We start from the raw sequence: 25,344 nt of genomic DNA, 5'->3' as shown, positions 1-25,344 counted from the left end.
ATAAATTTGTGAGGCCGGATGGAAGCGCCGATGGCCCTTTTCCGCCGTGTCGCGGCTCGCGCCGGGCGGCCGGTGACGCTCAGCTTCGAGGGCAGAGCCATCCGCGCGACGAGCGGCGACAGCGTCCTTGCGGCACTGCTGGAAAACGGCGCCCTGATCCGCCGGCTGGAGTTCGGCCGCGAGCCGCGAGCCGGCTTCTGCCTGATGGGTGCCTGCCAGGATTGCTGGGTGTGGAGCGCCGAGGGAGGCCGGATCAGGGCCTGCACGACCGAGGTCGGCGACGGCATGATCCTGTCCGCCGAGCCGCAGCTGCCGGCCGGTTCGGATGGCTGACACCGTCATCATCGGGGCCGGGCCGGCGGGTATCGGCGCGGCCGAAGTGCTTTGCGCCAGCGGGCTGAGACCGATCCTGATCGACGAGGGCGCCCGGGCGGGCGGGCAGGGCTATCGCCGGCCCGCCGCGGGCCTCGCCCTCGACATGGGCAGGCTGATGGGGGCTCAGGCCGGCAAGTACGCCGCACTGCATCGCCGCTTCGAAGCCCTGCAGCGCAGGATCGACTATCGATCGCGGACGCTGGTCTGGGCGATCGAGGGCAGGCAGCTGCATCTCCTGCATGATGGGCGGGCCGGGACACTCGCTTTCGACAAGCTGCTGATCGCCAGCGGCGCCATGGACCGGGTCGCGCCGTTGCCGGGCTGGACCTTGCCGGGGGTGTTCACGCTCGGCGGCGCACAGCTGGCGCTGAAGGACCAGGGGTGCCTGATCGGCAGCCGCGTCGCCTTCCTCGGCTCCTCGCCGCTGCTGGCGCTGGCCGCCGGGCAATATCGCGAGATGGGCGCGGACATCGCGGTGATCGCCGACACGACACCGTTCCCGGCCAAGGTGGCCGCGTTGCCGGGGCTCCTGCGCGTGCCGCGCACGCTGGTCCGCGGCCTCGGCTACATGGGCGCGTCGCTGCTCGCCGGAACGCCGATGCTGCACGGCGTGACGCCTGTCGCCGTCCAGGGCGGCAGCCGCGTCGAGGCCTTGCTCCTGCGCGATGCCCGAGGCCGCGAACGGCGCTTCGCTTGCGACGCGGTCGCGCTCGGCTATGGCCTGAAACCGGAAACGCAGCTCGCCGACCTCGCGGGTGCCGCGTTTTCCTACGACCCCGACTTCAGGCTGTTTCTGCCCGAGATCGACGGCATGGGCCGGGCAGGCCCGGATCTCTATCTCGCGGGCGACGGAGTGCGGATCGGTGGCGCCGACGCCGCCGAAGCGAGCGGTGCGCTCGCCGCGCATGCGCTCCTGGCCGATCTCGGTCAGCCGCAGGATAGCGAGGCGGTGAGGCGGCTGACCGGGCAGGTCGAACGCCTGCGCGCCTTCCAGCGCGGGCTGGCGCGCGCTTTTGCCTGGCCGAAGGCGCAGATCGCCGCCTTGCCCGATACCGTGATGCTGTGCCGCTGCGAGAACGTCACGGTCGGCGAGGTGCGGGCCGCGATGAACAAGGCGCTCGGCCCGCTCGAGGTCAACCGCGTCAAGGCGATGACTCGCTGTGGCATGGGGCGCTGCCAGGGCCGCGTCTGCGGTCCCGCCTTGCAGGAGATCGTCGCGAGCAGGGTCGGAGGCGACGGCGCCGCCGCAGGGCGCCTGCGCGGTCAGGCTCCGGTCAAGCCGGTCGCGCTTGCGGCGGCCGGAACCGCGGCATGAGCGGCCGGACGACGGATGTCGCGATCATCGGCGGCGGGCTCGTCGGCGCCTGGACCGCCTTCTTCCTCTCGAAGCGCGGGCTGCGCGTGACCCTGCTCGAGAAGAGCGTCGTCGGCGCCCAGTCGAGCGGCGTGAATTTCGGGAATCTGCGCCTGCAGGGACGCTTTTCCGGCCAGTATCCGCTCTCCTTGCGCGCGCAGGCGCTCTGGGAGGACTTCGCCACGCTGATCGGCGAGGATTGCGAGTTCGAGCAGAGCGGCCATCTCTATCTCGCCTATGATGCGGAAGAGCAGGTCAAGCTCGAAGCCTATGCGCAGCTCTCCGAATCCTACGGGCTCGCCATCGAACGTTTCGGCCCCGCCGACCTCAAGCGACGCTGGCCCTGGCTCGGCGAGCGCGCGATCGCAGCGACCTTCTCCGCCCGCGATGCCACAGCCAACCCGCGCCTCGCCACGCCGGCCGTCGCACGCGCCGCCGCGCGGCATGGAGCCGTCATCCGCGAGAACACGCAGGTCAGCGCCGTCGATCGCCAGGGCTGCGGTTTCGCGCTGAGGCTGGCCGGCGGCGAAAGCCTGAGCTGCGGTGCCCTCGTCAACAGCGCCGGGGCCTGGGCGCTGGAGATCGCGGAGAGATTCGGCGAAACGGCGCCGCTCTTTCCCGCCGGCCCGCCCCAGTTCGTGACCGAGCCGTTCCCCTATCTGATCCGGCCATCGGTCCAGGCGATCGACGGCTCGGTGATCTTCCGGCAGATTCCGCGCGGCAACGTCATCCTTGCCGGCTATCCGCGCACGGCGGCGGATCCTGTGAGCAATCGGGCGCCCGTGCCCCCAGGCAAGACGCTCGCGGCGATGCGGGCGCTGGCACGCGTCGTGCCGATGCTCGCGCATTGTCACGTCATCCGCGTCTGGTCCGGCATCGAGGCCTATCTGCCGGACATGATTCCGGTGATCGGGCCGAGCGAAACGGCGGCCGGGCTGTTTCACGCGTTCGGCTTTTGCGGGCACGGCTTCCAGATCGGCCCCGGAGTGGGCTTGTGCCTCAGCGAAATGATCGCGGATGGTTCGACGCAGACGCCGCTGGAGCCCTTCTCGATTGCGCGCTTCCGTTCGGCCGCGGTCGTCAGCGACAAGTTCCGCAAGGAGTTCGACTGAGCATTTTTCGACCGGACTGAATCGTCATTGCGAGCGCAGCGAAGCAATCCAGGGGGACGTAGCGTTCTGCCGCCCCTGGATTGCTTCGTCGCTGCGCTCCTCGCAATGACGGGCCGCGCGATCCAAGCTGATCGGAAAACGCTCCTGACCGCCGGCTTCCGGTCGAGCCGCAGGCCTCTTCGGCACGATGTCGGCCGTCGAGGAGCGCCACTCTTCCGAGGCGGCAGCCCGCCGGAGCGGCGCGAGGCGAAACTCAGGCCGCAACGTGCGGCAAGGCCTTCATGCCCTGCAGATGCAGCCTCATCTTGATGTCCTGGTTGTGGTTCCCGAACCCGCGGCCGAAAATATTGACGCCGCCCGGTCGCCCCTCTGTCTCGTCGATGCCGATGCGCACCTTGATCGAGTGGTGGCGGTCGAGATCGAGATCGGCGGTCGTGACGTCGCTGAGCCGGCGCTCGCCGAGATAGGTGCCGTCCGCCGTGATGCGCCAGGTCGTCAGGATGCCGTATTGGGAGCCCTCGAGCTTCCACCAATGCGGCGTATAGGTGCCGCGACGGTCGCCATAATCGCCCGGGCAGGTCCAGGTGCCGACCTTGCGGCCATTGACCCAGAGGCTGATGTCGGAAGGCCAGTCGGCATTGGTCCCCGGAACCTCCGAGGACATCTCCATCTCGAATTCGAGCGCGTTGATCGCCTGGTTCAGGACCTTGGCGTTGTTCGGGAACTTGTACTCGACATAGCCGCGCCCGAACCAGATCAGCGCGGCCTGCACCCGGCGCGGGTCGAGAAACAACTCGGGCACGTCCAGCACGCCGAGGATGCGTTCGGTCGAGCAGAGCCCGCAGGGCGCCGAGACGTTCGAGCTCGTATAGAGCCCGAGCGGCATCTCGACCTCGACGATGTTGCGCTCCCGGCTCGGATCGTCCGGATCGAGATTGACGACGATCTCGGCATAGCGCGCGGCGCAGACCTTCTGCTGGCCCTTGGCCGCCTTGCCGAGCGAGGTCGAGATCAGCTCGGCCTCCTCCAGCACCTGGACATTCGTCACGATCGTCGATTGCGGCAGGCCGAGCACCTCGGCGATCTGATTGATGTTCTTCGGGCCGTGACGGTTGAGCAGCCGCAGGATGCGCAGCCTGACCGGCGAGGCCAGTCCACGCAGCACCTGATATTGCCTGTCCGCATTGACGACGAGGAAGCTGCGGTCGCGCCGGGCGTCGCTCGGCGCGGAGCCGGCCCCAGCGGGACTCCGGCGTCCGGGCCGTGATCGTGATGCGCTCTCGTCCATTGTCGCGGGGACCGTTGGCTAACCTTCCAGCCTGATCACATTCCACGAAGCCGGCTGCAACTCCAGCGCGATCGTCGCCGCCTGCACCGAGACGCCCTTCAGCGTCGCCGGCTTGACCGCGAGCGGCGCCTTCTTGCTGTTCACCGCCTTGAGATCGGCATGGCGCAGCTCGGTCGCTTCCGCGACCCGGAGCTTGCCGAAGCCGCGCGCATCGACCGCGACGGTGACGGCCTGCTCGAGATCGCGATTGAGCAGGAAGAGCGAGACGCCCTTGTCGTCGGCGACGACGGAGGCTTTCAGATAGGGCGCCTCGATCGGATAGTAGAGGTCCTGCTTGCCGCGCGGATCGTAATAGTCGGCCCGATAGCTCTCGGATTTGACGAGTGTCCTGAGCACGCTGCCGCGCCCGAGCCGGCTCATCTGCGCGAACGGCCAGAAGATGGTCTGGCGCCAGGCCGGGCCGCCGGTCTCGGTCATGATCGGCGCGATGACGTTGACCAATTGCGCGAGGCAGGCCGCCTTGACGCGGTCGGCGTGGTTGAGCAGCGAGATGCAGGCCCCGCCGAAGACCAGCGCGTCCTCCATCGAGTAGATTTCCTCCAGGATCGGCGGTGCGACCGGCCAGCCCTCCTTGACGCGGTCCGCCCGGACGCGCCGCGTCCGGTACCAGACGTTCCACTCGTCGAAGCTCAGCATGATGCGCTTGTCGGAGCGCCGCCTGGCCGCGACCGCGTCCGAGATCGCGACGACCTCCTCGATGAACTGGTCCATCAGGTCCGGACTGGCGAGGAAGGCCCTGGTGTCGGCGGCGTAGTTGTTGAAGTAGGTGTGCAGCGAGATGAACTCGACCTGGTCGAAGGTGTGCTCCAGCACCTCGTCTTCCCAGCGGCCATAGCTCGGCATGTTGCGGCCCGACGAGCCGCAGGCGGCGAGCTCGATCGAGGGGTCGATCCAGCGCATCATCTTCGCGGCCTCGTGCGCGACGCGGCCGTATTCGGTCGCTGTCTTGTGCTCCATCTGCCAGGGACCGTCCATCTCGTTGCCGAGGCACCAGAACTTGATGTCGTGCGGCTTCTTCCAGCCATGCTTGATGCGAAGATCCGACCAGGCGGTGCCGCCGGGATGGTTGCAGTACTCGACGAGGTTGCGCGCCGCGTCGCCGCCGCGCGTGCCGAGATTGACGGCGAGCATCGGCTCGATCTTCGCGGCCCGGCACCAGTCGACGAACTCATTGGTCCCGAAGCTGTTCGGCTCGGTGGTGAACCAGGCGAGGTCCAGCCTGGCCGGCCGGTCCTCGACCGGGCCGACGCCGTCTTCCCAATTGTACCCCGAGACGAAATTGCCGCCGGGATAGCGCATGATCGTCGGGCCGAGTTCCTTGACGAGCTCGAGCACGTCCTTGCGGAAGCCGCGCTTGTCGGCGGTCGCATGGCCGGGCTCGTAGATGCCGCCATAGACGCAGCGTCCCAGATGCTCGACGAAGGCGCCGAAGAGCCGCGGGTCGGTATCGCCGATGGCGAAGGCACGGTCGAAGGTGATGCTCGCTTGTCTCATGGCGTGGCTCCAGGCGTTGCAGCGGCTTTCAGCGGGTGACGGGCGCGGAAGGCCCCGGCGCTGTCGGGCGTGAGCACGGCGTCGCGGAGCTGGCGGGAATAGGGGTGGCTGGGGGCCGAGAGCACGGCGCGGGCCGGACCTGCCTCGACCACCATGCCCTTCTGCATGATGATCAGCCGGTCGCTGATGTAATAGGCGGTGGCGAGGTCGTGGGTGATGTAGATGATCGACAGGCCGAGCTCGTCGCGCAGCCGGCCGAACAGGTTGACGATCGACATGCGCAGCGAGGCGTCGACCATCGAGACCGGTTCGTCGGCGACGATCAGCCGGGGCCGCGCGACGAGCGCGCGGGCGACGGCGACGCGCTGGAGCTGGCCCCCGGAGAGTTCATGCGGAAAGCGCCCGCTGACCTCGGCCAGCGACAGCCCGACCTGTCTCAGTGCTCCGTCGGCCAGTTCCTCCGCGGCTGCCCTGTCAGCGGCGCCGCCGAAGCGCTCCGCGGTCATGAACAGATAGCGGTCGAGCCGCTTCAGCGGGTTGAAGGCCTCGAACGGGTTCTGGAAGATCGGCTGCACCTGCGCCATGAAGGCGCGGCGCTCGTAAGAGGCGACATCGCGCCCAGCCAGCCTGACCTGGCCGCTGCTCGCCGCATTGATGCCGAGGATCATCCGCGCCAGGGTCGACTTGCCCGAACCCGACTCGCCGATCACGGTGAAGATCTCCGGCCTGCCGTCGTCCAGTGTGAAGCTGACCTCCTTCACCGCATCGACGCGCCGTGAGGAGAACAGGCCACCGCGCGAGAAGCTCTTGCTCACCTTGTCGAGTTCGAGGAGCGCGCTCATGCCGCCGCTCCGGGGTTGACCGCATGACAGGCGACCCGATGGCCCGGCAGCGTCTCGACCATCGCCGGCACGGTGGTGGCGCAGAGCGGCATGGCAAGGGGGCAGCGCGGATGGAAGCGGCAGCCGGGCGGCGGCATGGCGAGATTGGGCGGCGTTCCCTCCAGCCCTTCGCGCTGCTCGACATCGCCGATCCGCGGCAGGCTCGCTATCAGGTGCCGCGTATAGGGATGCAGAGGGCGTCCGAAGATCTCGGGCGTCTCGCCGTCTTCGACCAGGCGTCCCGCATACATGATGCCGAGCCGGTCGGTCAGCGCCGCATGCACTCCCATGTCGTGCGTGATGAACAGGATGCTGGACTCCATCTCCCGCTGGATGGAGCGGATCATCCCCAGCACGTCCTTCTGCACGACCACGTCGAGCGCCGTCGTCGGCTCGTCGGCGATGATGAAGTCCGGCTTGCAGATCGTCGCCAGCGCGATGGTGACGCGCTGGCGCATGCCGCCGGAGAGCTCGTGCGGATAGGCCGACAACACCGAGGGATCGAGCCTGACCCGCTCCAGATGCGCGGCCGCCCGGGCGTCGAACTCGCGCTTGCCGCCGCCGATATGGCGCCAGGCGAAGTCGCGGAAGCTGTGCCTGATCCGCCGGAGCGGGTTCAGCACGTTCATCGAGCCCTGCATGATGTAGGAGAGGTGCCGCCAGCGGATGCGGCGGACGACCTCCGGCGGGGCGCGGCCGACAGCGTCCCATTCCGGCAGGAAGGAGAAACGGGCTGAGCCGCCGACCATCTCCAGCGGCGGCTTCAGCAGTCCCGCGATGGTCTTGACCAGCGTGGTCTTGCCGGAGCTGGATTCGCCGGCAAGCCCGTAGATCTCGTTGCGGCGGACATCGAAGCCGACGCCGTCGACGGCCCTGACCTCGCGATCGACCCCGAAATAGCGGGTGCGGAAATGGGCCTGCAGGTCGCGGACCTGCAGCACCGGAGCCCGACCTGGCGCCGCGCTCATCGGCTTCCTCCCATCCGGGCGAGCCGGCTGCGCGGGTCGATGTACTCGTTCATCGACACGGCGAGCAGGAACAGTCCGATGAAGGTCATCACCACCAGCGCGACCGGGAAGGCGATCCACCACCAGATGCCGGCCACGAGCGCCGTGTGCTGGTTCGCCCAGTAGATCATGCCGCCGATGGTCGGCGTGTTGATGTCGGTGAAGCCGAGGACGGCGAGGGTGACCTCGATGCCGATCGACCAGTTCATGTTGTTCATCGTGGTCGAGAACACGATCGGCAGTACGTAGGGCAGGTGCTCGCGCGCCAGGATTTCGTGCGTCTTCATGCCCGAGAAGATGCTGGTCTGCGTGAACTCCCGCGTCTTCAGGCTGAGCGCGACGGAGCGGATCAGGCGGGCGTCGTAGGACCAGCCGAGGCAGGCCATGATGGTGGCGAGCAGCGGCGTCGACATGCTGTCGCGCAGCACGAAATAGAACAGGATCAGGATCGGGAAGAGCGGGATGATGATGAAGGTGTCGTTGATCGACATCAGCACCCGGTCGAGCCAGCCGCCGCTGTAGCCGGCGAGCAGGCCGACGACGAGTGCGATCAGCCGCGACAGCACCGCCACCATGATGCCGAAGCTCAACGTGTTGCGGATGGCGAAGGTGAGCTGCCAGAACACGTCCTGACCGCGCGAGGTCGTGCCCAGCCAATAGGCCGACGAAGGCGGCACGTCCGGCGGGACGAGGTAGACGTCTCCCGGCGGATAGGGCGAGACGAAGGAGAGGCCGGCCATCACCAGCACGATGGCGACGAGAACGAGCCCGATCCGGAACTCGAGGTTGTAGCGGAGGAGATCGCGCAGGATGACCAGCATCAGCGCAGCTCCACGCGCGGGTCGATCAGCGGGTAGAGCAGATCGATGACCAGGACGCCGATCGAGACGGCGATGATGGAGACGGTGGTGACGCCGAGGACGAGCCCGTAATCGCCGGCATAGACCGCGTCGACGAGGAGCGTTCCGACGCCGGGATAGCCGAAGACCTTTTCGGTGATCACCGCGCCGTTGAAGATGCCGCCGAGCGACATCGCCAGACCGGTGACCTGGGGCGCCAGCGCGTTGCGCATGACGTAGGAGCCGAGCACCCGGCGGCTGTCGAGGCCGGCGACCTCCGCATAGACCACGTAATCCTCGGTCACGATGTTCGAGACCAGCGAGCGCATGCCGAGGAACCAGCTGCCGAGCCCGATCAGGATGAGCGAGAGCGCCGGCAGCACCGAGTGCAGCGCCACGCTCGAGAGGAAGGGCCGGTTCCAGCCCTGCTCCAGGTTCATCGCCGCCCCGCCCGTGATCGGCAGCACCGGCCAGAGGAAGCCGAAGACGATGAGCAGCATCAGCGCGACGATGTAGTAGGGGATCGGGTGGACGCCCATCGCCACCACGCCCATCAGCTTGAGCGTGCGGTTGCGCTGGTAATAGCCGGCGAGGCCGCCGAGCAGATTGCCGAGCACCCAGGTGATCACGGTCGATACGATCAGCAGCCCCGCCGTCCATGGCAGCGCCCGGCCGATCAGGGTCGAGACCGGCGTCGGGAAGGCCGAGAGCGAGGGGCCGAAATCGCCGCGCAGCACGCGGCTCCAGAAGGTGAGGTACTGCTCGCCGAGCGTGCCCTCGAGGCCGTAGAGCTCCTGCAGGGAGCTCCGCATCGCGGCGATCGCTTCCGGCGCGGTGTTGCCGAAGGAGGTCACCACCGAGATCGACTGCTCGACCGGGTCGATCGGCGAGGCATGGGTGATCACGAAGGCGAGGTTGACGCCGATGAAGACGACCAGCGCGAACTGGGCCAGGCGCTTGGCGAAATAGGCTGGATAGGCGCTCATGCGATCCCGAAAGCTCCACCGGCCCGGGGGCGGCGACCTGCCGCCAGCCGGCGCTGTGCTGGGGAGGGTTGCGGGCCGCGTGGAGCGGCCCGGCGTGGGTCAGTCGGCCGGCTTCAGCCGCACGAACATGTAGCGGGAGTTGCCCCAGTTCGTGACCGGGTTCGCATAGGGGTCGTCCGCGGTCGGATAGCCCTTCCAATAGGTCTGATCCATGGCGGTGAAGACATTGTAGGCCATCAGCGGAATGATCGGCATCTCGCGGGCCATCAGCCTGACGTAGTCGCGGCCGAGCTCGACGCCCCTGGGATCGTCGAAGGCGATCTTGCGGATCTTCTCGATGATCTCGTCGAGTTCGGGATGCGACCAGCGCTGCCAGTTGCGCAGCGGCTGCGGCTGGCCTGGCCGGGCGACGAACTGCGAGTGCCAGCTGTCCATGAAATAGGACAGGTCCTGGTGGCCGCCCCAGGTCTCGACGCTCCAGCCGATGAAGGCGTCGAAGTCGCCGGCGGCGCGCCGGGTCAGCAGCGTGCCCTGTGCCACGTCGATGCGCGCATCGACGCCGGCCTGCTTCCATTGCTGCACGATCATGGTGCCGGCTCGCGTCATCACAGGCCTGAGATCGCCCTCGACCATCAGCCTGATCACGAACGGCTTGCCGTCCGGGGTCAGCCACTGGTTGCCCTGCTTGCGGAAGCCGGCGCGGCTCAGCAATTCGCCGGCCGCCGCGACATTGGTCTTCCACCAGCCGAGCCCGAAGGATCTGGCGATCACCGCCGGATCGGACGGGATCTGGTCGCCCATGGAGGGACGCAGCATGTCGGCGATCTGCTTGCCGACCGTGGGGTCGTACGGCTTGAACTTGCTCTTGCCGGTGTCGATCTCGAAGTCCTTGAGCCAGGCCTCCATCGGCTTGTGATAGGCTTCGGGGTGAATGCCGGTCGGCGGCACGGCGATCGCCGAGATCGTCGCCGCGCCGCGATAGGCCGCCATCGTCACCGCCTTGACGTCGATCATCAGCGCCAGCGCCCAGCGCACGTCGCGGTTCTTCAGGATCTCGTTCTGGGTGTTGAAGATCACCGCCGGCAGGGTCGGGTCGGGATGCCCGTAGGGGAAGCCCTTGAACCAGGCGCGCGTGCCCTTGTCCTGCTTGGCCAGCGTGAACATGCCCTCGGGGGCGATGTCGTGGATGACGTCGAGCTCGTGGTTGAGCTGGGCGATGACGCGCTTGTCGGGCGGGCCGGGATCGACATAGGCGAGGTATTTCGGCCCGGGCTTGCCGAGGCTGCCGAGCGAGGTGCGCTGCCAGTCCTCGCGCAGCTGCCAGATATACCATTTCCCGTCGGGATCGAAGGAGTGCAGCGTATAGGCGCCGAGCGTGACCGGCTTGTTGAAGTCGAACTTCAGGGGATCGTCGACCTTGTCGAAGACATGCTTCGGCAGGATCCAGATCGCGCCCCAGCGCACCGTGAAATTGGTGTGGAAGCGCGAGTTGGGCTTCTTCAGCTTGAAGATCACCGTTTCCGCATCGGGCGTCTCGACGGAGGCGACGTTGTTCGCCAGCACCGCGGAGAAGCGCATGTTCGTGTTCTTGACCTGAATGTCGACGGTGGCCTTGACGTCGGCGGAGCTGAACTCCACGCCGTCGCTCCAGAACAGGCCACGCCGGAGCTTGACCTGCATCTCGGTGAAGTCGGCATTGTAGACCGGCTTGTCGGCCGCGAGCGAATTGTACCAGGGGCCGTCGAGGCCTTTCTCGGGGTCGATGTACCAGAGGGTATCGAGTGCCGCCTGCTGCAGCCCGTTCGACTGGCTGCCGGCGTTGATCGCCCAGATATTGAACCAGCCAGCGTTCTTGATCGTCCCTTCCGGGTTCTCGAGAATCAGGAGTTCCTTGCGCGGAATGTTCTGTGGGATGCCCTGCGCCGTCGCAGGCGATAACGGGAACATCGGAGCCAGCAGCGAAGCGGCAAGCAGCCAGGCGCGCAGACGCGTCATCGTCACCTCCCTGAAGACGGGGCGTTTCTCGCCCTTCATGGCCAGGAGCTTAGGCGGTGACCAAAACTGCGGCAACGACAGATCTGATCCATATCAGAAGGTTGGATATGAACAGTGTAAACCGTTGCTTCGATTATTATATTTCTGGAACGCCGGTCTCCGGCCGGTGATCGCTATGGCGCCGTCCTCTCTGCGCTCCACAGCGCCGGCGAACTTCACGGCGTTGTCGATGAAGTGCGACGCGATGCGTTGGAGCGCATGCGGCTTGGTGGTGGCGGTGCCGTCGATCGACCGGCAACCGCGACGGCTTTCCCGGTATCCTGATCGTCATAGGCGATGCTGTCGATGAAGGAGGCCAGGTCGATGCGGGTCCTCCTTTCGCCGCTGCTGTGCGGCATGGGGATATGGAGATAAAAACAATATGGAAAGGTAATAAATGGCGGTCCTTGGAGAAATCGCTCCTCCTGCATCGAGGCTCAGGGTATTTTAGCGAATTTCGTTTGTTATTTGCGGCGATTGCCGAGCGATTGACGGCAAGGAAGCCCATGGTGGATTATCTGTCGATGGATTCGCTCGGCTCCAGGCGGCGCATTACTCCCGACTCAACAGAGCCGGTTGAAGTCTAGAATTTGCAGGCATTCTGCTGTGGGCGACGCTCCCGGGCCGGTCACCGGCCATCTTCATCCCGCCATACATGCCCACGCGGCGGGCCCGGTATGGTCCTATGCGGCCGAGCTGATCCGCTTGCCCGCCTTCGCCGACGCCTTGCTGGCCTATTGCGCCGCGATGATGCAGCCGCCCGAGATCGCCTGGCCGGCCGACAAGTTCTTCGGGCAGAAGCTCCGCTATCTCGTCGCCTTCGCCCTGATCGGCCAGGATGTCCGCTGGCGGCGGAACGGCGGAGAACTGCCGACGCTCGCCGCCCTGCAGCGGGCGGCGCACGCCAGTCCGCGACAGGTCGCCGCCCTCGTCGCTGCGCTGAAGCTCGGCGGATACGTCATCGCGACCCGTCCCGCGCAGGACCGCCGCGCCGTGCGGCTCCAGCCGGCGATGGCGCTCCTCGCGGAGATCGGCCGCTCGCCCCTGGCATTCCTCGAAGCGTCCGAGCGGCTCGCTCCGCCGCCATGGCCGCTCGCCTCTCGTCTGCGCGACCTGGACACCGCTCTGGCCGACTGGCTCGGCCGCTCCTACGACATGTTCGTCCAGCAGGATGTCTACTTCGGCTGCTTCAGCAACATCGTCCGGTTCACGGAGCAGGATTGCGGCTATCCGGTCCTGTCTGCGGTGCTGAGCGCGCATTACACCGCCCGCGCCGGTGCCGCGGCGCCGATATCGCTGTCCTATGGCGGATTGGCGGAGCGCTTCCGGGTTTCGCGTCAGCATATCGGCAATATCTTGTCCGAGGCCGAGCGGCGCGGCTGCTTTTCAGTCGACCATGGCGGTCGGGCCGTCGCGGTCGCGCCCGACTTCCTCCTGGAGTTCGAGACATGGGCCGCGGGCCAGATGGCGCATTACCGCCTGCTCGCAGAACAGCTCGGGCTCGAGCCGGAGCAGGCCCTGCCGGGCTGACCAGGCCGTCGAGCGCCGCGAGCAGCGTCAGGATCCGCCGGGGGAGTGGCCCGTCACGACCTGTCGGCTCGCGCCGGCAAGGTCGTGACGGAAGGTGCGGGCCGGGGCGCAACACCCGGCTTGCAAGCGGACGCTGAGATGTCAGCATTCCGTGATCTTGGCTTGGCACGGAGGCCACCGCGCGGGCGACCATAATTCGCAGCGCCAGACCAAGACAGCCCGGCGGAGCCGGAGCGCCCCACTTATCAACAGGACGCGCCTGCCATCGCAGGGGCGTCCGCCTCCATGACGGACAGCCCGCCGGAGGCGAGCCGACGGGCGGACCCGGTCATGGTGACTGCCTCTCACCGATAGTGCCGGAGGATCATCGGCGAGAGGTGCGGCGCTGCTGGAACCGCACCGGGCTCGGAACTCCTATTTCTGCGAGCGTTCCCTCCTTATGCGCTTGCGCCGCGTCCTGCCGCGGAATTTCAAGGAGGCGCGATAGACCTCCTCGCCGCTCGCATCGTCCACCTGGACCTGGAAATCGGCCCGATCGCCGTTCGGGATCGCATCCGAAGCCATATCGACAAGAGCACGCTGGGCGTCGGTCGCGGCGGATTGCTCGTCGGGGAAGTCGATGGTCCCGCGCTGCGCGCCGCGCGGATCCTTCGAGATCACTTTGAATTTCGGCATCGCCCGCTCCGGGGCCGACAGGAAGCCCGTGCGAACCTCGGGAGCCGCTGGTAGTCGCCCAGGATATTCGCTGGGCTATCGCCGGCGGCGGTGTGGGCGCCGGGGTTCCGGCGCCGCACGGTCAACGCGATGCGTCGTCGCCGGTTCCGCCCAGCCCGTCCGCGGTGGCGGCATAGCGCGCGAGCGCGGCGTCGATCAGCCGCTCGTCGCTCTCGCCGGCGTGCAGGAGGGCGGCAATGATATAGGCGAGCCGGGTCCGCTCCCTTTCGGAGCCTTCGCGAACAAGGCCGCGCTCCTCGCTTCTGGCCCAGGCGAGGTCCAGGAGCTGGCAGGCACGTGCCAGATCGCCGGGGTCATGAAGTGAAGAGAAGGGCATCGGCGCAGCTCATCCGTTATGACCGACAATGCACCCGGATTGCGCGGCGCCGCACAGAGAGGAACCAGGCCGCGACCGAGCTGTTAGCCGCTCAGCATATGCGATGGCTTCCAGCCAAGGCGCCCTCATAGGTTAAGAGGGGGCGCTTTCCACTGCCGTGGGCGGTCATCGTCGGCAAGCCGGGCGGAGGCGGGTCGCGATATGGAGCCAAGGCCGCGCCTTTCCTGGGATGATCCTCATGACGCCGGAGCAGAGGCTGATCTGTCTTTATGCATTGGCGCTGGCGATCGTCTTCGTCGCCTGCTGCATCTTCCTGACCGTGGCCGAGCGTGCCCAGGAGATGACCGGCTGACGCCGCCGGGGCCGGCGCCCCCCCGAAGATCACGGCGTCAAGTGGTCGCGGCCGAGGAGCTGCCCTGGCCGGGCCCGGTCCGCACCGACCTGATCGCCCGCCAGACCGCCTGGGGCGTCGCGGGCATGTCCAGATGTGTGATGCCAAACGGCGCCAGGGCATCCACCACCGCGTTCATGATCGACGGCAGGGAGCCGGCGCAACCCGCTTCGCCGCAGCCCTTGGCGCCTACGCGGTTGTTCCGCGTCGGCACGCCCTGGCTCGCGAACGAGAAGAAGGGGACGTCCGCCGCCCGAGGCAGAGCATAGTCCATATAGGACCCGGTCATGGGCTGGCCATTGTCGTCGAAGACCGTCCTCTCGAACAGCGCCTGGCCGATGCCCTGAACGACGCCGCCATGGAGCTGGCCCGCGACGATCATCGGGTTCACGACGGTGCCGAAGTCGTTGACCATGACGTAGCGCGCGACCTCGACATGCCCGGTCTCCGGATCGATCTCGACCTCGGCGATATGACAGCCATTGGGATAGGCCGCGGGCGCGGATTTGAAGACATGGTCGACATCGAGCGATTGCGGCAGGTCCGGCGCCAGCGCAGCGCCGGCCCGCAGCCGCGCCGCGATGTCCATGAGGTCGATCGAGCGGTCGGTCCCGACGACGCTGAACCTGCCTGTGGCGAACTCGATATCGGCGACGTTCGCCTCGAGGAAATGCCCGGCGAGCAGCTTGCCCTTCTCGATGACGAGGTCGCTCGCCTCGATGATCGCCGAGCCGCTCGCCATGAGCGATTTCGAGCCGCCGGTACCGCCGCCGGCGATCAGCCGGTCGCTGTCGCCCTGGACGAGCCTGATCCGCTCGAAGGGGACGCCGAGCTGGCTCGTCAGGAGCTGGGCGAAGGGCGTCCAGTGGCCCTGGCCGTAATCGAGCGTGCCGGTGACGATGCTCACGCTCCCGTCCGGCTCGAAATGGATCCCGCCCATCTCGTTGGTCGGCGGGGCGGTGACTTCGAGGTAGCAGCCGATGCCGCGCCCGCGCAGCAACCCCGCCTTCCGGCTCAGCCTGCGCCGTCCGGCATAGCCTTTCCAGTCGGACGCCGCGAGCGCCTGTGCGAAGAGGGCGGGGAAGTCGCCGCTGTCGTAGACCGTCCCGATCGGGGTGGCGCGCGGCAGTTGCGCGGGCCGGATCAGATTGCGGCGTCTCAGGCTCGCGCTGTCGATCCCCATCTCGCGGGCGGCGGTATCGATCAGGCGCTCCATGAAGTAATTGCCCTCGGGCCGACCCGCGCCGCGATAGGCGCCGATCGGCGGCGTATTCGTCACCGCACAGCGCGTCTCGATCTCGATGAGCGGCGTCCGGTACATGCCGATGGCGTTCTTTCCCACATTCAGCGTCGGCATCATGGCGCCGACGGGAGTGAGATAGGCGCCCATGTTCGCCACCCCCTTGAAGCGCGTGGCGAGGAAGCGGCCGCGCGCGTCCAGCGCCAGCTCGGCCTCGAAAACCATGTCTCGACCATGGTGATCGGACACGAAGCTCTCGGAGCGCTGATCGGTCCATTTGACCGGCCGCTTCAGCATGCGGGCTGCGTGAAGCAGGGCGACGTATTCTGGGAACACCGAGGCCTTCATGCCGAACGAGCCGCCGACATGGCCGGTGACCAGCCGCATGGCGGCGTCCTTCACGCCCATGGCCTTGGCCAGGTTGTTGCGCATGCCGAAGGCGCCCTGGCTCGGAGCATGCAGCGTATAGCGCTTCGACTTGCCATCGAAGCTCGCAATGGCCGCGCGCGGCTCGATCGGATTGACGACGACGCGGTTGTTGACGAGCCTCAGCCGGGTGACGTGCGCGGCCTCGGAGAAGGCCGCAGCCACCTTCGCGCCGTCGCCGAACCGGTAATCGACGATCAGATTGCCGGGGACCTCGTCATAGAGCTGCGGGGCGTCGGCCCTCAGGGCCTGCTCCGCATCGGTAACCGCCGGCAGCGCATCGATATCGAGCCTGACCGCCTCCGCGGCGCTGCGGGCCTGATCGGCGGTCCGGGCGACGACAATCGCGACGGGATCGCCGACGAAGCGGACCTTGTCGGCGGCCAGCGCCGCCCTGGGCGGCTTTCGCATCGACGTGCCGTCGCGGCCGGGCACATCGCTGGGCGCCGTGATGGCGGCATATCCCTGGCCGTCCAGGTCGGCCGCCGTGTAGATGGCGACGACGCCCTTCATCGACCGCGCCTCTGCCGTATCCACGGCCCGCAGGCGGCCATGCGCATGCGCGCTGCGGACGAAAGCCGCGAAGAGCTGTCGCTCGAGGTTCAGGTCGTCCGTGTAGCGTCCGTGTCCCTGCAGGAGGATCGCGTCCTCCCGGCGCGGCACGGGCTGACCTATGCCGACCGAGGCCACGGGGTGGCTGCCAGCGGAAACGCGAGGGGTCATCGAGCACCGGCTCCGGGACGAAAGGAGATCAGCGCCCTTGATAGGGCGGGCATCCGCTCCATTCAAAGCGCGCCGGCTGCAGCCCCGCCGAGCGTCCAGTGGTTGCCAAATGCGCAGAGTGAGCCAGCATACCCGCAGATGCACGGCGGCTCGTGGCCGCGCAGCCTGGACAACGGAACGGCACAGGTGTCCCGATGGGCCTTCGCTTCATATTCATGCTCACCCGCAATGACCGCACGGTCAGCGATGCGATGGAGCAGCTCCGGACGGCTCTGGCGCTCGGCGTCCGGCATATCGGCTTCAAGGATATCGGCCTGCCTCTCAGCGAACTGAAGGCGCTGAGGACGGCGATCAAGGCCGGCGGCGCGACCGCCTATCTGGAGGTGGTCTCGCTCGACCGCGACAGCGAGATCGCATCGGCGAAGGCGGCGGTGGAGATCGGCATCGACGTCCTGCTCGGCGGGACGAGGGTCGACGACGTGCTGCCGATCATCGCGGGCACGGCGATCCAGTACTGCCCGTTTCCCGGCACGATCTCCGGGCATCCGAGCGTTCTGGAGGGCAGCATCGCCGACATCGTCGCCAGCGCGAGGGCCCTGGCCGCCCGGGACGGCGTGCACGGGCTCGACCTGCTGGCCTATCGCTCCCATGAGGACGTTCCGGCGCTCATCGAAGCCGTCTGCTCGGCGGTGACGAAGCCCGTCTATGTGGCCGGTTCGATCGACACGCCGGGCCGGATCTCGGCGCTGAAGGAGGCGGGCGCGGCTGGCTTCACCATCGGCACGGCGGCCCTCGACGGGAAATACCCGGCCGCCGGCACGGATGTGACGAGCCAGCTCGCGACGATCATCCGCGACGTCGCGATGCTGAACCGGCACATCTCGCCGTTCCACAAGGAGAATCTGAGCAGCGCCTTCGGGCGCTTCTCCGATCGCTGGCCCCCGCAGGTCGCTGCGGCGATCGACAACCTCCAGATCAAGCTCGCGAAGTTCGAGGGCGAGACCGGCTGGCATTTCAACGGCCGCGAGGACGAGGTCTTCTTCGTCCACAAGGGGCGCTTGCTGATGAAGTTCCGCGACCGCGACGAGGTCATCGCGGAAGGCGAGTTCATCGTCGTGCCGCATGGCGTCGAACGTTGCCCGACCGCTCTGGGCACGGTCTGCGAGGTCGTCCTGCTGGAGATCGGCACGGCGAACCGCGGCTAGCATTGCCGATACGGCGCGAGACCACCGTCGCCCAAACCGCAGCGCCATCGCAGCCGCTTCCGTCGGCCTGCCGCTTTGTACGCGACCGGACAAAGACGAAGCACGACGCGACTTCGCGGAACATGCCGCGTCGCCGAAGGTTCCGCCCGTCACCGTCCGGACGCGCAGGCCTCGGAGGACAGCCCGACATGATCTCGCGAAACGCGCTGTGGATCGCGGTCGCGGCCGTCGTCGCCATCGTCGCGCTCTACGCCGTCACCCGCGGTGAAGGTTCCCGGCCGGGCCAGCCGCCGCCCCACGCCATCGATCAGTCGCGAAGGCCATAACAGTCCGCTTTCGCGTCTCGCGACGGGCAGGCGCCGTCGGGCAGAAGGATGCCGCCCATGACGATCTCCCTGACCTCGCTGCTGCTGGCCGTTCTCGGCCTGGCCCTTCTCGGCGGCGGCGCCTGGCTGATCGGCCTCGGCGGCAGTCCGTTCTACGCATTGGCCGGACTGATGTTCATCGCCACGGCGGTGCTGCTGTATCGGCGTCGCGGCAGCGCTCTGATCGTCTATGGCGCCCTTGTGCTGGCCGCCCTCGGCTGGGCGATCTGGGAGGTGGGCTTCGACTGGTGGCAGCTCGGCCCGCGCGGCGGGGTCGTCATCGTGCTCGGCCTGTGGCTGCTGACGCCGTGGGTGACACGCGGGCTGCGGCCGCGCCGGACGTTCCTCGCCGGGGCATGGCCGCTCGCCATTCCGGTCGTCGCGGCAGTCGCTGTCGCGCTCTATGCGATGGCGCAGGATCCGCACGACCTCGCCGGCCGTCTGCCGCAAGACAGGCTGGCGGCGACGCCCCTAGGAGGCGACGTCCCCGCCGGCGAGTGGCATCAATACGGCCGCACGCCGTTCGGCCAGCGCTTTTCGCCGCTCGACCAGATCACGCCGGGCAATGTCGGCGCGCTCAAGGTCGCCTGGCAGTATCGGACGGGCGACGTCAAGCTGCCGCAGGACGTCGCCGAGACGACCTATCAGGTGACACCGCTCAAGGTCGGCGACACGCTCTATCTGTGCACGCCGCACAACTGGGCGATCGCGCTGGACGCGGCGACGGGCCGGGAGAAATGGAAGTTCGATTCCAATTCCGGCCTCAACCCCGACCGGCAGCACCAGACCTGTCGCGGCGTGACCTACTGGGCGGATCCAGGCGCCGATTCCGGGCAGCCCTGCGCGGCGCGCGTCTATCTCCCGACATCCGATGCCCGGCTGATCGCGCTCGACGCGGCCAAGGGCGAGGTCTGCGCCGGCTTCGCCGATAGCGGCACGCTGCGCCTGGAGACCGGGATGAAGTACAATCCGGCCGGCTACTACTACTCCACCTCTCCGCCGGTCGCGGTCGACGGCAAGCTGATCATCGGCGGCGCGGTGAACGACAACTACTCGACGCAATCGCAATCGGGCGTGATCCGCGCCTTCGACATCCGCACCGGCGCGCTGCTCTGGAACTGGGATGCGGGCAATCCCGACGCCACCGCCCCGATCGGGCCGGGGGAGACCTACACCACCAATTCGCCGAACAGCTGGTCGGTCTTCAGCATCGATGAGGGGCTCGGCCTCGTCTATATCCCGCTCGGCAACCAGGTCCCCGACCAGCTCGGCATGGGGCGGAGCGCGAATGTCGAGCGCTTCTCGTCGTCGATCGTCGCGCTCGACATCAGGACCGGCCGGCTGCGCTGGGTCCGGCAGACGGTTCATCACGATCTCTGGGACATGGATGTGCCGGCGCAGCCGGTGCTGTTCGATCTCAGGCGCGCCGACGGGACGGCGACGCCCGCGCTGGTCGGCCCGACCAAGCAGGGCGACATCTATGTGCTCGACCGGCGCAGCGGCGAGCCGATCATCCCGGTGCGCGAGGTGCCGGCGCCGGGCGGGGCCATTCCCGAGGACTTCACCAGCCCGACGCAGCCGATCTCCGACCTGACCTTCTCGCCGCCGCCGCTGCGCGAGGCCGATATGTGGGGCATCACGCTCTTCGACCAGCTCGTCTGCCGCATCCAGCTCCGCCGGCTGAAATATGAGGGCCGCTACACGCCGCCCTCGCTGCAGGGCACGATCGTCTATCCCGGCAATTTCGGCGTGTTCAACTGGGGCAGCGTCGCGGTCGATCCGGAACGCCAGATCATGTTCGGCATGCCGACCTATCTCGCCTTCACCTCGCGCCTCGTCCCGCGCTCGCAGATCCCGCCCAAGGGCGAGGGCGAGAAGGGCAGCGAACAGGGGCTCAACCGCAATGAGGGGGCGCCCTACGGCGTCTATATGGGGCCGTTCCTCGGGCCGCTCGGCATTCCCTGCCAGGCTCCGCCCTGGGGCTATGTCGCCGGCATCGACCTGCGCAGCGGCAAGATCGTCTATCGCCACAAGAACGGCACGGTCCACGACATGACGCCGCTGCCGCTGCCGTTCGAGCTCGGCGTGCCCGGGATCGGCGGGCCGCTGCTCACACGCGGCGGCGTCGCCTTCCTGGCGGCGGCGGTCGACAATTATTTGCGCGCCTACGACGTGACCAGCGGCCGGCAGATCTGGCGGGCCCGGCTGCCGGCCGGCGGCCAGGCGACGCCGATGACCTATACAGCCGGCGAGGGCAAGCAGTATGTCGTCATCGTCGCCGGCGGCCACGGCTCGATCGGCACCAGGCCGGGCGATCACGTCATCGCCTATACCTTGCCGTAGGAACGCGCGGGGTCGCTCGCCGGCATCGGACGGCTCGGATGCAGGAATGTTCGGGGCCCCGCTTCATGACGCGGGCGGAGCTGCTCGAGAATCCGGGATGTGCCTGATCGGCACCGCGATCGGAGTCCTGCCGGGCGTCGGCCCGATCCCGCGATCGTGCTCCTGCTGCCTTCACCTTCGGCATGGAGCGGGCCTGGGCCGGGCACCGGTCGGCGAAGCCGCGCAGGCGAGCGCCATCACGCATGATGACATTCCTGCGACTTTCGTGACAGTTTTGCGGCAACGGCAATCCGCCGGCCTCGATGCCGGCGGCCATCGGATGACAGGGAGGATCGAATGTTCACACGCAGGATCACGCTCGCCTTGGCGTTGGGGCTCGCCGTCGCCGCGCCGGCCGCCCGGGCGCAGGCGCCGTCGGGCAAGGTCACGGTGGTCACCTCGTTCTCGAAGGACGTCACCGACCCGATCAAGAAAGCCTTCGAGAAGGCGGTGCCCGGCGTCATCCTGGAGGTCCAGAACCGCAACACCAATGCCGGCGTGAAATATATCGAGGAGACCAGGGCCAACAACCAGGTCGACCTGTTCTGGGCCTCGGCGCCCGACGCCTTCGAGGTGCTGAAGGGCAAGAAGCTGCTCGCCGCCTACAAGCCCAGGGCGACCGGCATTCCCGCCAGGATCGGCTCCTACCCGATCAACGATCCCGACGGCTTCTATTTCGGCTTCGCCGCCTCGGGCTACGGAATCATGTGGAACGAGCGCTACGCCAAGGCCAACAAGCTACCCGAGCCCAAGGACTGGCAGGACCTCGCCAAGCCGGCATTCCACGACCATGTCTCGATCGCCTCGCCCGCGCGCTCCGGCACGACCCATCTGACGGTCGAGACCATCCTGCAGGGCGAAGGCTGGGAGAAGGGCTGGCGCACGCTCAAGGAGATGGCCGGCAATTTCCGCTCGATCACCGAGCGCTCCTTCGGCGTGCCGGAGGCGGTGAATTCCGGCCAGGTCGGCGTCGGTATCGTCATCGACTTCTTCGCCTTCTCCGCCCAGGCGTCGGGCTTCCCGGTCAAGTTCGTCTACCCGACCGTGACCACGGTGGTGCCGGCCAATGTCGGCATCGTCGCCAATCCGCCGAACGGGGCGGCGGCCGAGGCCTTCATCGAGTTCCTGCTCTCGCCGGCCGGGCAGGAGGTTCTGCTCGAGCCCGGCATCCGCCGATTGCCGGTCAATCCGGCCGTCTACGCCAAGGCCGGGGCCGACTATCCCAACCCATTCACCGATCCGCGCTTCCAGAAGATGATCGGCTTCGACGTCGACAAGTCGGAGGCGCGCACCGCCGTGGTCGACACCCTGTTCGACCAGCTGATCTCCTTCCAGCTCGAAGCGCTGAAGGGCGTCACCAAGACGCTGCACGAGGTCGATGCGGCGCTGGCGAAGAAGCCCAATGCCCAGGCCAGGGCGCTGGCCGACGAGGCGAGGGCGCTGATCGCGGCCTCGCCGGTCACCGAGGCGCAGGCCTCGAGCCCGGAATTGCGGGCCGCTTTCACCGGCGGCAAGGAGAAGGGCGCGCGCCAGGCCGAGGTCGAGGCGCAATGGGCGAGCTTCGCCCGTGACAGCTACGCCAAGGCGAAGGCCAAGGCCGAGGAGGCGCTGAAGGCGGCGAAGTGAGAGTGCGTCATTCTCGGGCGGCGCGCATGTGCCGACCCGGGAATCTCATGCCGGATATGGCTCCGTTGAAGCTGCGCCACTTGTCCGGAGATGCCCGGGGAAAGCCCGGGCATGACGCCCTTTCGCAAGGCCAGACATGACCGCCGTCCCCACGACCCCATCCCGCGCCCGCGCCTTCTCCGCCACGCCCGGCCAGATCGCGCTGGCGCTCGCCATCGCGGCCTTCCTGCTCGTCTTCCTGGTGCTGCCGGTGGCGACGGTGATCTACGTCGCCTTTACCGAAAAGGGCACGTCGACCTTCACGCTGGTCAATTTCCACGACTTCGTCCGCAGCGAGCTGTTCATGCGCTCGCTGTGGAACTCGTTCTATGTCTCGGCGATGTCGGTGGCCTTCGCCTCTGTGCTGGCGCTGCCGCTCGCCTATCTCACCACGCGCTTCGCTTTCCGCGGCGCGGCGATCGTGCAGACGCTCGGCTTCCTGCCGCTGATCATGCCGCCCTTCGTCGGCGCCGTGGCGATGCAGCTCTTCTTCGGCCGCAACGGTTCGATCAACCTGCTGCTCGACGACTGGCTCGGCGTCAAGATCGATTTCATGGAAGGGCTGAACGGCGTCATCTTCGTCCAGTCGGTGCATTATTTCCCGTTCATCCTGGTCAATCTCTCGGCGGCGCTGCGCAATATCGACCGCGCCATGGAGGAGGCGGCGCAGAACCTCGGCTCCTCCGGCTTCCGCCTGTTCCGGCGCATCGTCTTCCCGCTCGCGCTGCCCGGCTATCTCGCCGGCGCCTCGCTGGTCTTCGTCAAGGTCTTCGACGATCTCGCGACGCCGCTCCTGCTCAATGTCAAGGACATGCTGGCGCCGCAGGCCTATCTGCGGGTGACCTCGATCGGCATCGCCGACCCGATGGGATACGTCATCTCGGTCGTGCTGATCATCGCCTCGGTGCTGGCGATGTGGCTCTCGGCGTTGGCGCTGAGGGGGCGCGACTACGCCACCACCCAGCGCGGCGGCGGCGGCCTCGCGCGGCGGGTCATGCGCCCGCACGAGGCGGTGCTCGGCTACGGCGTCGTCATCCTGATCCTGGCGCTGGTGCTGGCGCCGCATCTGGCGCTGCTGCTGCTCTCCTTCGCGACGATCTGGTCGTTCTCGCCGCTGCCGGACGCCTATACGCTCGCCCATTACGGCCGCGTCTTCGGCGAGAGCTCGCTCTACATCAAGAACACGCTGATCTACGCGATGCTCGCCGGCGGCATCGACATCGTGCTCGGCGTCGCCATCGCCTATCTCGTGCTGCGCACCCGGCTCGTCGGCCGCGAATGGCTCGACTGGATGGCGACGGCGGCGCTCGCCGTTCCCGGTGTCGTGCTCGGCATCGGCTATCTCAGGACCTTCTACGGCATCACCCTGCCGGACGGGACGCCGCTCGCCGCGCTCTGGATCACGATCGTGCTGGCGCTGGCGATCCGTCGCCTGCCCTATGCGCTGCGGGCCTGCCATGCCGCGCTCCAGCAGATCTCGGTCTCCCTGGAAGAGGCGGCGGAGAATCTCGGCGCGACCAAGGCCCGCACCGTGCGCCGCATCGTCGTGCCGCTGATGACCGGCGGTATCCTCGCCGGCTTCGTGACCTCCTTCGCCACCGCCGCAGTCGAGCTCTCGGCGACGCTGATGCTGGTCCAGTCCAACTCCGACGCGCCGCTGGCCTACGGGCTCTACGTCTTCATGCAGTCGGCAGCCGGGCGCGGGCCGGGCGCGGCGCTCGGCGTCGTCGCAGTCCTGCTCGTCGCGGCCTGCACCTATCTCTCGCACCTCATCGTCGAACGCAGCCAGAAGGCCAAGGGATCAGGCCACCGACCATGAACGCAACCGTCTCCCTGACCAGGCCCGCCGTTTCCGTCGCGATCGAGGGCGTCAACCTGTCCTATGGCGACAACCATGTGCTGAAGGACATCGACCTCGCGATCGAACCGGGCGAGTTCTTCGCCTTTCTCGGGCCGTCCGGCTGCGGCAAGACCACGCTGCTCAGGCTGATCGCGGGCTTCAACCGTGCCGATACCGGCCGCGTCACCATCGGCGGACGGGATATCTCCAGCCTGCCGCCCTGGAAGCGCGATGTCGGCATGGTCTTCCAGTCCTATGCGCTCTGGCCGCATATGAGCGTTCGCCGCAACGTCGCCTTCGGACTGGAGGAGCGCGGCGTGAAGCGCGCCGAGATCGAGCGGCGGGTCGAGGCGGCGCTCGATCTGGTCGGGCTAGGCCATCTCGCCGAGCGCCGGCCCTCGCAGCTCTCCGGCGGCCAACAGCAGCGCGTCGCCGTGGCGCGCACCATCGCGGTCGAGCCCAAGGTGCTGCTGCTCGACGAGCCGCTCTCCAATCTCGACGCGAAGATGCGCGTGCAGGTCCGGCGCGAACTGCGCGACCTGCAGCAGCGGCTCGGCCTGACCACGATCTTCGTCACCCATGACCAGGAGGAGGCGAACACGATCTGCGACCGCATCGCCGTGATGAACGACGGCGTCGTGCAACAGGTCGGCACGCCGATGGAGCTCTACGAGCATCCTGCCAACCTCTTCGTCGCCGGCTTCCTCGGCACCGCCAACATCCTGAAGGGCCGCGTCGTCGGCAGCGGCGCGGAGCGCGGCTTCGAGATTGACGGGCAGGTCAGGTTCCCCGTCGCCGCGGGCGTGGCGATCCCGGAGGGTTCAGCGCTCGTGTTCCGCCCGCAGCATGCCAGCCTGGTCGACGCGAACGAGGCGCCGGAGGGCGCGCTCACCCTGCCCTGCGTCATCGCCAACCGGGAATTCCTCGGGGCGAGCATCCGTTACGGGGCACGCATCGGCGCCACCGAGGTCTCTGTCGACATGCCGTTCCAGTCCGGGACCGATCTGTTCGAGATCGGCAGTGCCGCCCGCCTGACGCTCCGGCCCCGCTCGCTCCACTGGCTGCCGGTGTGAGGCGCGCCGGGCGAGCCCCGGTC

At 67.7% G+C, this 25,344-nt stretch carries 20 protein-coding genes and 1 pseudogene; 10 read left to right on the top strand and 11 right to left on the bottom strand.

The window, feature by feature from the left end:
- The first annotated feature begins 30 nt into the window (after nt 1-30).
- From CS1GBM4_RS17535 to CS1GBM4_RS17525, 3 genes are read left to right on the top strand one after another with little or no spacing between them, the layout of a single operon-like run.
- Entirely contained in the window at nt 31-333 is a 303-nt protein-coding gene (locus CS1GBM4_RS17535) for a (2Fe-2S)-binding protein (RefSeq protein WP_186420030.1), read from the top strand.
- A complete protein-coding gene (locus CS1GBM4_RS17530; protein WP_186420029.1) occupies nt 326-1,690 on the top strand; it encodes an NAD(P)/FAD-dependent oxidoreductase in 1,365 nt (454 codons plus the stop codon). The genes CS1GBM4_RS17535 and CS1GBM4_RS17530 overlap by 8 nt, the downstream gene beginning before the upstream one ends.
- Nucleotides 1,687-2,841, top strand: a complete 1,155-nt coding sequence (locus CS1GBM4_RS17525) for an FAD-dependent oxidoreductase (protein ID WP_186420028.1) — start codon at nt 1,687-1,689, stop codon at nt 2,839-2,841. Before CS1GBM4_RS17530 ends, CS1GBM4_RS17525 begins: the two co-directional genes overlap by 4 nt.
- Nucleotides 2,842-3,094: 253 nt before the next feature.
- Here the strand turns inward: CS1GBM4_RS17525 and CS1GBM4_RS17520 are convergent, their stop codons facing one another.
- The 8 genes and pseudogenes from CS1GBM4_RS17520 to CS1GBM4_RS24680 all read right to left on the bottom strand — a co-directional run.
- A complete protein-coding gene (locus CS1GBM4_RS17520; RefSeq protein ID WP_244607287.1) occupies nt 3,095-4,006 on the bottom strand; it encodes a helix-turn-helix domain-containing protein in 912 nt (303 codons plus the stop codon).
- A 141-nt stretch (nt 4,007-4,147) separates the two neighbouring features.
- Nucleotides 4,148-5,683, bottom strand: a complete 1,536-nt coding sequence (locus CS1GBM4_RS17515; protein WP_186420026.1) for an alpha-N-arabinofuranosidase — start codon at nt 5,681-5,683, stop codon at nt 4,148-4,150.
- On the bottom strand, nt 5,680-6,525 hold the full coding sequence (locus CS1GBM4_RS17510) for an ATP-binding cassette domain-containing protein (protein ID WP_186420025.1): 846 nt from the start codon (nt 6,523-6,525) through the stop codon (nt 5,680-5,682). The genes CS1GBM4_RS17515 and CS1GBM4_RS17510 overlap by 4 nt, the downstream gene beginning before the upstream one ends.
- A complete protein-coding gene (locus CS1GBM4_RS17505; protein WP_186420024.1) occupies nt 6,522-7,532 on the bottom strand; it encodes an ABC transporter ATP-binding protein in 1,011 nt (336 codons plus the stop codon). Before CS1GBM4_RS17505 ends, CS1GBM4_RS17510 begins: the two co-directional genes overlap by 4 nt.
- A complete protein-coding gene (locus tag CS1GBM4_RS17500; RefSeq protein WP_186420023.1) occupies nt 7,529-8,392 on the bottom strand; it encodes an ABC transporter permease in 864 nt (287 codons plus the stop codon). Before CS1GBM4_RS17500 ends, CS1GBM4_RS17505 begins: the two co-directional genes overlap by 4 nt.
- Entirely contained in the window at nt 8,392-9,396 is a 1,005-nt protein-coding gene (locus tag CS1GBM4_RS17495) for an ABC transporter permease (RefSeq protein WP_186420022.1), read from the bottom strand. Before CS1GBM4_RS17495 ends, CS1GBM4_RS17500 begins: the two co-directional genes overlap by 1 nt.
- A 99-nt stretch (nt 9,397-9,495) precedes the next feature.
- On the bottom strand, nt 9,496-11,343 hold the full coding sequence (locus CS1GBM4_RS17490; protein ID WP_210201600.1) for an ABC transporter substrate-binding protein: 1,848 nt from the start codon (nt 11,341-11,343) through the stop codon (nt 9,496-9,498).
- Between the two features lie 243 nt (nt 11,344-11,586).
- A pseudogene (locus tag CS1GBM4_RS24680) lies at nt 11,587-11,783 on the bottom strand (two-component sensor histidine kinase); the annotation flags it as partial.
- 352 nt (nt 11,784-12,135) lie between these two features.
- Between CS1GBM4_RS24680 and CS1GBM4_RS17485 the strand changes: the two are divergent.
- Complete coding sequence (locus CS1GBM4_RS17485) at nt 12,136-12,960, top strand: MarR family transcriptional regulator (protein ID WP_244607286.1); 825 nt, start codon at nt 12,136-12,138, stop codon at nt 12,958-12,960.
- Between the two features lie 414 nt (nt 12,961-13,374).
- Here CS1GBM4_RS17485 and CS1GBM4_RS17480 read toward each other — a convergent pair whose 3' ends face one another.
- From CS1GBM4_RS17480 to CS1GBM4_RS17470, 3 genes are all read right to left on the bottom strand, one after another.
- On the bottom strand, nt 13,375-13,635 hold the full coding sequence (locus CS1GBM4_RS17480; protein WP_186420019.1) for a hypothetical protein: 261 nt from the start codon (nt 13,633-13,635) through the stop codon (nt 13,375-13,377).
- Nucleotides 13,636-13,756: 121 nt separating this feature from the next.
- Nucleotides 13,757-14,011: a hypothetical protein gene (locus CS1GBM4_RS17475; protein WP_186420018.1), complete on the bottom strand. Its 255-nt coding sequence runs from the start codon at nt 14,009-14,011 to the stop codon at nt 13,757-13,759.
- Nucleotides 14,012-14,400: 389 nt separating this feature from the next.
- Nucleotides 14,401-16,791, bottom strand: a complete 2,391-nt coding sequence (locus tag CS1GBM4_RS17470; RefSeq protein WP_186420017.1) for a xanthine dehydrogenase family protein molybdopterin-binding subunit — start codon at nt 16,789-16,791, stop codon at nt 14,401-14,403.
- A 194-nt stretch (nt 16,792-16,985) separates the two neighbouring features.
- Between CS1GBM4_RS17470 and CS1GBM4_RS24840 the strand changes: the two genes are divergently transcribed.
- From CS1GBM4_RS24840 to CS1GBM4_RS17440, 6 genes are all read left to right on the top strand, one after another.
- Nucleotides 16,986-17,996 carry a cupin domain-containing protein gene (locus CS1GBM4_RS24840; protein ID WP_186420016.1) on the top strand — a complete coding sequence of 337 codons (1,011 nt, stop codon included), beginning with the start codon at nt 16,986-16,988 and terminating at the stop codon, nt 17,994-17,996.
- A gap of 188 nt (nt 17,997-18,184) precedes the next feature.
- On the top strand, nt 18,185-18,322 hold the full coding sequence (locus tag CS1GBM4_RS17460) for a hypothetical protein (RefSeq protein WP_186420015.1): 138 nt from the start codon (nt 18,185-18,187) through the stop codon (nt 18,320-18,322).
- Between the two features lie 57 nt (nt 18,323-18,379).
- Nucleotides 18,380-20,704: a glucose/quinate/shikimate family membrane-bound PQQ-dependent dehydrogenase gene (locus CS1GBM4_RS17455; RefSeq protein WP_186420014.1), complete on the top strand. Its 2,325-nt coding sequence runs from the start codon at nt 18,380-18,382 to the stop codon at nt 20,702-20,704.
- A 336-nt stretch (nt 20,705-21,040) separates the two neighbouring features.
- The gene (locus CS1GBM4_RS17450; protein ID WP_186420013.1) at nt 21,041-22,369 is read left to right on the top strand and encodes an extracellular solute-binding protein; all 1,329 of its coding nucleotides are present in this window, start codon (nt 21,041-21,043) and stop codon (nt 22,367-22,369) included.
- A gap of 136 nt (nt 22,370-22,505) precedes the next feature.
- Nucleotides 22,506-24,227, top strand: coding sequence for an iron ABC transporter permease (locus tag CS1GBM4_RS17445; RefSeq protein WP_186420012.1), 1,722 nt, complete (start codon nt 22,506-22,508; stop codon nt 24,225-24,227).
- Nucleotides 24,224-25,321: an ABC transporter ATP-binding protein gene (locus CS1GBM4_RS17440; RefSeq protein WP_186420011.1), complete on the top strand. Its 1,098-nt coding sequence runs from the start codon at nt 24,224-24,226 to the stop codon at nt 25,319-25,321. The genes CS1GBM4_RS17445 and CS1GBM4_RS17440 overlap by 4 nt, the downstream gene beginning before the upstream one ends.
- The last annotated feature ends 23 nt before the right edge of the window (nt 25,322-25,344 follow it).

Source organism: Allobosea sp. CS1GBMeth4 (assembly GCF_900185715.1).
Classification (GTDB): domain Bacteria; phylum Pseudomonadota; class Alphaproteobacteria; order Rhizobiales; family Beijerinckiaceae; genus Allobosea.
This window is presented reverse-complemented; position numbering and strand designations above follow the sequence as displayed.

Bases quoted from the DNA above. Each gene is read 5' to 3' on its own strand.
- CS1GBM4_RS17535 (WP_186420030.1), top strand. From the start codon at position 31: ATGGCCCTTTTCCGCCGTGTCGCGGCTCGCGCCGGGCGGCCGGTGACG.
- CS1GBM4_RS17530 (WP_186420029.1), top strand. From the start codon at position 326: ATGGCTGACACCGTCATCATCGGGGCCGGGCCGGCGGGTATCGGCGCG.
- CS1GBM4_RS17525 (WP_186420028.1), top strand. From the start codon at position 1,687: ATGAGCGGCCGGACGACGGATGTCGCGATCATCGGCGGCGGGCTCGTC.
- CS1GBM4_RS17515 (WP_186420026.1), bottom strand. From the start codon at position 5,683: ATGAGACAAGCGAGCATCACCTTCGACCGTGCCTTCGCCATCGGCGAT.
- CS1GBM4_RS17510 (WP_186420025.1), bottom strand. From the start codon at position 6,525: ATGAGCGCGCTCCTCGAACTCGACAAGGTGAGCAAGAGCTTCTCGCGC.
- CS1GBM4_RS17505 (WP_186420024.1), bottom strand. From the start codon at position 7,532: ATGAGCGCGGCGCCAGGTCGGGCTCCGGTGCTGCAGGTCCGCGACCTG.
- CS1GBM4_RS17500 (WP_186420023.1), bottom strand. From the start codon at position 8,392: ATGCTGGTCATCCTGCGCGATCTCCTCCGCTACAACCTCGAGTTCCGG.
- CS1GBM4_RS17495 (WP_186420022.1), bottom strand. From the start codon at position 9,396: ATGAGCGCCTATCCAGCCTATTTCGCCAAGCGCCTGGCCCAGTTCGCG.
- CS1GBM4_RS17490 (WP_210201600.1), bottom strand. From the start codon at position 11,343: ATGTTCCCGTTATCGCCTGCGACGGCGCAGGGCATCCCACAGAACATT.
- CS1GBM4_RS17480 (WP_186420019.1), bottom strand. From the start codon at position 13,635: ATGCCGAAATTCAAAGTGATCTCGAAGGATCCGCGCGGCGCGCAGCGC.
- CS1GBM4_RS17475 (WP_186420018.1), bottom strand. From the start codon at position 14,011: ATGCCCTTCTCTTCACTTCATGACCCCGGCGATCTGGCACGTGCCTGC.
- CS1GBM4_RS17470 (WP_186420017.1), bottom strand. From the start codon at position 16,791: ATGACCCCTCGCGTTTCCGCTGGCAGCCACCCCGTGGCCTCGGTCGGC.
- CS1GBM4_RS24840 (WP_186420016.1), top strand. From the start codon at position 16,986: ATGGGCCTTCGCTTCATATTCATGCTCACCCGCAATGACCGCACGGTC.
- CS1GBM4_RS17460 (WP_186420015.1), top strand. From the start codon at position 18,185: ATGATCTCGCGAAACGCGCTGTGGATCGCGGTCGCGGCCGTCGTCGCC.
- CS1GBM4_RS17455 (WP_186420014.1), top strand. From the start codon at position 18,380: ATGACGATCTCCCTGACCTCGCTGCTGCTGGCCGTTCTCGGCCTGGCC.
- CS1GBM4_RS17450 (WP_186420013.1), top strand. From the start codon at position 21,041: ATGTTCACACGCAGGATCACGCTCGCCTTGGCGTTGGGGCTCGCCGTC.
- CS1GBM4_RS17445 (WP_186420012.1), top strand. From the start codon at position 22,506: ATGACCGCCGTCCCCACGACCCCATCCCGCGCCCGCGCCTTCTCCGCC.
- CS1GBM4_RS17440 (WP_186420011.1), top strand. From the start codon at position 24,224: ATGAACGCAACCGTCTCCCTGACCAGGCCCGCCGTTTCCGTCGCGATC.